6 protein-coding genes and 1 pseudogene are annotated in these 6047 nt (G+C 73.9%); 6 read left to right on the top strand and 1 reads right to left on the bottom strand.

Annotated elements, in window-relative coordinates; genetic code table 11:
- A pseudogene (locus H5J29_RS17945) lies at nucleotides 1–442 on the top strand (cobalamin-binding protein); the annotation flags it as partial.
- On the top strand, nucleotides 439–786 hold the full coding sequence (locus H5J29_RS17950) for an STAS domain-containing protein (protein WP_181782107.1): 348 nt from the start codon (nucleotides 439–441) through the stop codon (nucleotides 784–786). The pseudogene H5J29_RS17945 and the gene H5J29_RS17950, both read left to right, overlap by 4 nt.
- Before the next feature lie 295 nt (nucleotides 787–1081).
- Here the strand turns inward: H5J29_RS17950 and H5J29_RS17955 are convergent, their stop codons facing one another.
- Nucleotides 1082–2146, bottom strand: a complete 1065-nt coding sequence (locus tag H5J29_RS17955; protein WP_181782108.1) for a T6SS phospholipase effector Tle1-like catalytic domain-containing protein — start codon at nucleotides 2144–2146, stop codon at nucleotides 1082–1084.
- A 236-nt stretch (nucleotides 2147–2382) separates the two neighbouring features.
- Here H5J29_RS17955 and H5J29_RS17960 point away from each other — a divergent pair, with 236 nt between their 5' ends.
- The 4 genes from H5J29_RS17960 to H5J29_RS36265 are packed head-to-tail and all read left to right on the top strand — an operon-like array spanning nucleotide 2383 to nucleotide 5978.
- Complete coding sequence (locus tag H5J29_RS17960) at nucleotides 2383–3384, top strand: Rieske 2Fe-2S domain-containing protein (protein WP_181782109.1); 1002 nt, start codon at nucleotides 2383–2385, stop codon at nucleotides 3382–3384.
- Between the two features lie 14 nt (nucleotides 3385–3398).
- A complete protein-coding gene (locus H5J29_RS17965; RefSeq protein ID WP_181782110.1) occupies nucleotides 3399–3899 on the top strand; it encodes a thiamine pyrophosphate-binding protein in 501 nt (166 codons plus the stop codon).
- Entirely contained in the window at nucleotides 3896–4504 is a 609-nt protein-coding gene (locus H5J29_RS17970) for a thiamine pyrophosphate-dependent enzyme (protein ID WP_181782111.1), read from the top strand. The genes H5J29_RS17965 and H5J29_RS17970 overlap by 4 nt, the downstream gene beginning before the upstream one ends.
- Nucleotides 4491–5978, top strand: a complete 1488-nt coding sequence (locus H5J29_RS36265; RefSeq protein ID WP_181782112.1) for a GMC family oxidoreductase — start codon at nucleotides 4491–4493, stop codon at nucleotides 5976–5978. Before H5J29_RS17970 ends, H5J29_RS36265 begins: the two co-directional genes overlap by 14 nt.
- Nucleotides 5979–6047: the final 69 nt, after the last annotated feature.

Raw genomic sequence — 6047 nt, forward strand, 5'->3', positions numbered from 1 at the left:
GCTCGCCGCCGGTCCGCTGCCCCGCCCGGAGATCCCCGCGCAGCCGTTGGATGCCCTTCCGCACCTCGCGGACCAGGAGTACACGATGGTCGGGATGACCGCGGGCAACCTGGTCAAGGCCGTCTACACGGGTCTGGAGGAGCAGCTGCCCGCGATGCGCGGCTACTCGGACGTGCAGCGCGAGCGGACCGCCGAGGACCTGGCGCACATCGTCGACTTCCTGGCCGCGGCCCTCTACACCGACGATGCGGCGCTGTTCGCGGACTTCCTCGGCTGGACCGCGGAGATCCTCACCGTGCGCGACGTGCCGGTGCAGTCCCTGCTGCCGGGCCTGGACCTGCTGGCGGACGAGCTGCGGGACTTCCCGCGGGCCCGCCGCATCCTGGCAGGCGGTCGCGAGCGGCTCGTCGCCTGCCGGTCGACCTCGGTGGAGGCCTCATGACCATCGGGGTGCTGAACCTGACCTGGACCCGCCCGGAGCCCGACGTCGTGGCGGTCGCCGTGGTCGGCGACCTCGACCTCGCCACCGCGGACCGGCTGCTCGGCGAGGTCACCGAGGCCGCGACCGAGCCCGGCCTGGCCCGGGTGGTGCTGCGCTGCGCCGAGCTGGACTTCTGCGACTCGCACGGCCTCGCCGTGCTGTTGATGATCCAGCGCAGGCTCACCGCCGCCGGCATCGGCCTCAGCCTGGACGACCGCCGCCCCCGCCTCGACCGCCTCCTCACGATCACCGGCACCGCGGCGCTGCTCACGGGCGAGACGCCCCGGGCGCAGTCGCAGTCCTAGCCTCGCCGCCGCGGGCCGCCGCTTGCGGGCGTGGGGCACGCGGGGCGGATGTGGGGCCGATGCCGGCGGACGCGGGCCGATGCCAGGCTCACGGGGTCGTTCCGTGAGTGGCTTCGATCTCTCACCCTTCAGCGCTGAACCGTTGAGCGGTGAAGGGTGAGAGATCTCGACCACTCCGAGAGGCGGTCCGGAGGGCCGGCCCCGGGAGCAGCGCAGTGACCCGAGGTCGGGCGGTGGCTGGTGCGGACGGACGCGGGTGGGCGCGGGGTGATGCGGGTGGGTGCCGGGAAGGCGCTCAGGTCCAGCCGAGGTCGGTGATCCACCTGCGGAGGCCGCGGGCGCGGGGGGCCTTTCGGGCGCGGTAGGCCGGGTCCTCCTGCCAGCGCGTGCCGACGGACGGGTCGAGGACCTCGGCGATTCCGCTCTTCCGGACCTCTCTGCGGCCGAAGCCGAGGCCCGGGAGCAGGCCGAGTGGAGCGAAGATCGGGCTGTGGTCGGCGCGTTCGATGCGGCCGAGCGCGGCGTCGTCCGCGGGTTTGCCCGGCTCGATCTCCAGGCCCGCCGCGGCGGCCTCGTCCGCGATCCACTCCCGTGGCAGGGTCGAGAGCTGCCGGTCGGACCAGAGGCCGGTGGTCGGGCCGCCGCCCACGTTGCTGTGGCCGCCCACGAACCAGCGCTGCTCCACGTCGGTCGGTGTCTCGGTGGGGATGGGCACGGAGTCCCAGAGCGTGGCGGGGAAGTAGCTGCGCAGCTCGTCGAGGGCGACGGCGTGCCGGGCCACGTCGACCAGGCCGCTGAGCGCGGTGTCGTGGAACCGGTAGGAGCCTGCGGTCAGTGCGGCGAGCGGACCGGGCAGGCCCAGCCCGCCGACCGTGTCGAAAGCCCCGACGAAGCGGATGCGGGCCTGCTCGGCGTGGGCGAGGACCTGCCGGTCCTCGTCGTCGACGGCGAGCGAGGGCGTCGCCCGCATCTCGCGCAGCCCGGGCCGTTTTCGGTCGCGGTACCGCTCGAAGAGGTCCTTCGCGGAGAGCCTCGGCGTGCCCGGGGGCACGATGCCGCACTTCGCGATCATCCCGGCGAGGCTGCGGGCGCTGAACGCGCCACGGCTGAAACCGACGAGGTAGAGCTCGTCGCCGGGTGACCAGTGCCGGGCGATCTCGGCGTAGCCGGTGCGGATGCGCTCGTCGATCCCGATCCCCGCCACGGCCCCGCCGAGCAGCGGCGGCCGCAGGCCCACGCCCGCGAGGTACCGCGTGTGCTGGACACCCTCCCGTTGTGGCGTGCGCCGGTACAGGTCCCAGATGTTGGTGTGCGCCCACGGCGCGTTCCAGGTGCCGTCGAAGAACAGTGCGATCCGCATGCGTGCCTCCCGCGGAGGAGATCGCACCCGGAGCCCGCCGGATACCGGGTTCACACAGCCGTAACGAGAAGAGGAGGGCGGGTGCAACACCGCGACACGAGCGTAGCGACGTCCGTCCGGCGGCGTTCGAGCGACACCGCCGGTGAACGATCCGGAGCTCCCCTCCGGAGGAGGACTCCTTCTGGTGTCGGGTGCGAGGGCCGACCCCGCGCCGCGTCGCGTACCAGGAGGAGCCGATGGACAGCACGTTCGACCCCGCCGACCGGCGGATCCTCGCCGGGCACTGGTACGCCGTGGCCCGCACCGCGGACGTCGCCGCGGGACCCGTGGCCGCCACCCTGCTCGACGTGCCGCTGGTCGTGTACCGGGCGGGGGCGCAGACCGTCGTCGCGGACGAGCTGTGCCCGCACCGCGGCGTCCCGCTCACCATGGGCGCCACCGACGGCGAGGTCCTGACCTGCGCCTACCACGGCCTGCGGTTCGGGGCAGGCGGCCGGTGCGTGCGGGTCCCGGCCGATCCCGGGGCGCGGATCCCCGAGCGGCTGCACCTGCGGACCTACCCCGCCGTCGAGCGGTACGGGCTCGTGTGGACCTGCCTGGGGCCCACCGGCGACGCGGCGATCCCGCCGATGCCGAACTGGGGCGCCCCCGGCTTCCAGTGCGTGACCCTGCCGCCCTTCGACGTCGCCGCCTTCGCGGGCAGGCAGGTCGAGGGCTTCCTGGACGTCGCCCACTTCGCGTTCGTGCACACCGCGACGTTCGCCGACCCGGCGGACACCGAGGTGCCGCCCTACCAGCCGGAGCCGACGCCGACCGGGTTCCGCGTGGACTACCGCTCCACCGTGGCGAACTACGCGGCAGGCGTGCCGAACCCGTTCCCCGGCGCGAGCTGGCTGCGGGCCTTCGAGATGCACCTGCCCTTCACCCCGACGCTGGTGGTGCACTTCCCCGACGGCGGGCGGCTGGGCCTGCTCAACGCCGCCACACCGGTGAGCGCGCGGGCGACCCGGCTGTTCGCGCTGGTCGCCAAGGACGTCTTCACCGACCAGACGACCGCCGAGGTGGAGGCGTTCAACCTGCGGGTGTTCACCGAGGACCGGGCCATCGTGGAGGCCCAGCGTCCGGAGAACCTGCCGTTCGACCCCCGGATCGAGGTCAACATCGCCGCCGACCGCAGTTCCGTCGCCTACCGACGGGCCTTGCGCGGCATGGGCCTCGGCCGGTTCTTCCAGGTGTGAGAGGAGCTCTTACGGTGCACGACTCTGCGGTGGGCGAGGTGCTCGCCGGGTTGACGGCGGCGGGGGTGAGCGTGGCCTGCTACCTGCCGGACTCGCTGTTCAAGCCGCTCTACCCGGCGATGGACGCCGAGCCCGGGCTGCGCACGATCCGCGTGACGAACGAGGGCGAGGGCGCCGCGATCTGTGGCGGCGTGTTCCTCTCCGGCAGGCGGGCCATGCTCGTGATGGAGAACTCGGGACTGCGGGCCTCGGTGGAACCGTTGGCGCGCATGGGACTCGGCGCAGGCATCCCGGTCGTGATGCTGATGAGCTACCGCGGCGAGATGGGCGAGAACAACTGGTGGGCGGTGCCGCACGGGACCACCATGGAGCCGGTCCTCGGTGCGCTGCGCATCCCCTACCGCGTGGTCCGCGAGGAGAAGGACATCCGGCAGTCCATCGTGGACGCCTACGAGCTGGCCTACTCCAGCTACTACCACACCGCGATCGCCCTGGGCGGAGGGATCGTCCGATGAGGCGCTACGACTGCATGGTCGAGCTGGCGGGCAGGCTGCGCGACGAGCTGGTGGTGTTGTCCCTGGGCGGCAGCGTCGACGAGTGGTACACCGCCGCCCCGCACATGCGCACGGCCAGCCTGTTCCAGCAGCAGCTGGGCTGCGTGACGCCGGAGGCGTTCGGGCTGGCCGTCGGCCTGCCCCACCGGCGGGTCGTCTCCCTGGACACCGACGGGGGGCTCCTGTTCAACCTCGGCATCCTGGCCACGCTCGGCAACGAGCAGCCCGCCAACCTGTTCACGGTCGTCTGGGACAACGAGCGCTACCAGTCCATCGGCGGCCCGCCCACGCACACCGCCTCGGGGCGGGTCGATCTGGCCGCGATCGCCCGCGGGGCCGGGGTGAGCGAGGCGTACACCGCCCGGACCGTCGAGGAGTTCGCCGCGCACTGCGCGGCCGGGCTGGCGGCTACCGTGCCGTACCTGGTGGTGGCCAAGGTGTCCGGCGAGGTGGAGCCCGGGATCAAGCGCAAGCACAGCGACGGCCGCGAGGACAAGTACGTGTTCGTCCGGCACGTCGAGGAGTCGGAGGGCATCGTGATCATGGGGCCCAGTGAGCACAACTGACTACCTCGTGGTGGGCGGCGGGAGCGCGGGCTGCGTGCTCGCCCGCCGGCTCTCCGACGATCCCGCGGTCCGGGTCCTGCTGCTGGAGGCGGGCCCGGCCGAGGGCGGCGCCGCGGTGCGCGACCCGGCTCGGTGGACCGAGCTGCTCACGGGCCCGCTGGACTGGGGCCACGCCTACGAGCCCGCCGCCCCGACCCTGCACCGCCACATCCCGATCCCGCGCGGGAAGGTGCTCGGCGGCAGCAGCGCCACCAACGCGATGCTCTGGTACCGCGGCCACCCCGCCGACTACGACGCCTGGGGGCCCGGCTGGGACTTCGCCGCGCTGCTGCCCTACTTCCGCAGGTCGGAGGACCGGGCCGCGGGCGGTGACGAGTGGCGGGGGACGGGCGGCCCGATGCACGTCGAGCGGGAGGCCGACCCGCACCCCGTCGCGCAGGCCGTCCTGGAGGCGGCCGCCGAGCTCGGCCTCCCACTGATCCCGGACGCCAACGGCGCCACCAACGCGGGCGCCACCGTCCCGGAGTTCACCGTGCGGGACGGTCGGCGGCACAGCGCCGCGGACGGGTACCTCGCGCCCGTCGCGGACCGGCCGAACCTGGAGGTCCGCTGCGGGGTGCGCGTGGTCGGGCTCGAGTTCGCGGGGGAGCGGTGCGTGGGCGTCCGGGACTCCGCCGGGCAGGTGGTCCACGCCGAGCGCGAGGTGGTCCTGGCCCTCGGCGCGCTGGAGACTCCGCGGCTGCTGATGCTCGCCGGGATCGGGCCCGCGGACCACCTGCGGGACACCGGGATCGCCGTCCGGGTGGACCTGCCCGTCGGGGAGCGCTTGGCCGATCACCCCTTGGTCACCGGCATGACCTTCCACGCGCGCGCCCCGCTCGGCCCGGTCCGCGGGACCGGCGGCGGCGCGATGCTCAACTGGTGCAGCCCGGGGGCCGACCGCCCGGACCTGCACGCGTTCGTGGTCCAGGGCCCGCACGCCACCCCGGAGGTCGCCACCCGCTACCGGCTGGAGCCGCCCGTGTTCGCGGTGTCGCCCGGGCTCATGCGCTCTCGGAGTCTCGGCTCGGTCACCCTCACCGGCGCGGATCCCACTGCGCCCCTGAGGATCGCGCCCAACCTGCTCGGCGAGCCGTCGGACGTCGAGGCGCTGGGGGCGGGCGTCGGGTTCGTGCAGGAGCTGGGGGAGACCCGGGCGCTGCGGGCGGTGAGCGCCGGGCCCGCGGCCCCGGACCGCAGGCTGACCGCGCGGGAGCGGGAGGACTTCGTCCGGCTCGCCACCTCGACCTTCTTCCACGTGGCCGGCACCGCGGCGATCGGCCCCGTGGTGGACCGCAGGCTCGAGGTCCACGGCGTCGAGGGGCTGCGCGTGGTCGACGCGAGCGTCTTCCCCGGCCTGCCCTCCTGCAACACCAACGCGCCGGTCGTCGCCGTGGCCGAACGTGCCGCCGACCTGATCAAGGAGCAGCCGTGACCCTCATGATCGACGGCGAGTGGTCCGACACGACCGACCACTTCACCACGGTCGACCCCGCCACCGGGG

The organism is Pseudonocardia pini (assembly GCF_013870575.1).
Lineage (GTDB): Bacteria > Actinomycetota > Actinomycetes > Mycobacteriales > Pseudonocardiaceae > Pseudonocardia > Pseudonocardia pini.

Excerpts from the sequence above, each read along its gene's own strand:
- H5J29_RS17970 (WP_181782111.1), top strand. The coding sequence starts at position 3,896 with ATGAGGCGCTACGACTGCATGGTCGAGCTGGCGGGCAGGCTGCGCGAC.
- H5J29_RS17960 (WP_181782109.1), top strand. The coding sequence starts at position 2,383 with ATGGACAGCACGTTCGACCCCGCCGACCGGCGGATCCTCGCCGGGCAC.
- H5J29_RS17955 (WP_181782108.1), bottom strand. The coding sequence starts at position 2,146 with ATGCGGATCGCACTGTTCTTCGACGGCACCTGGAACGCGCCGTGGGCG.
- H5J29_RS17950 (WP_181782107.1), top strand. The coding sequence starts at position 439 with ATGACCATCGGGGTGCTGAACCTGACCTGGACCCGCCCGGAGCCCGAC.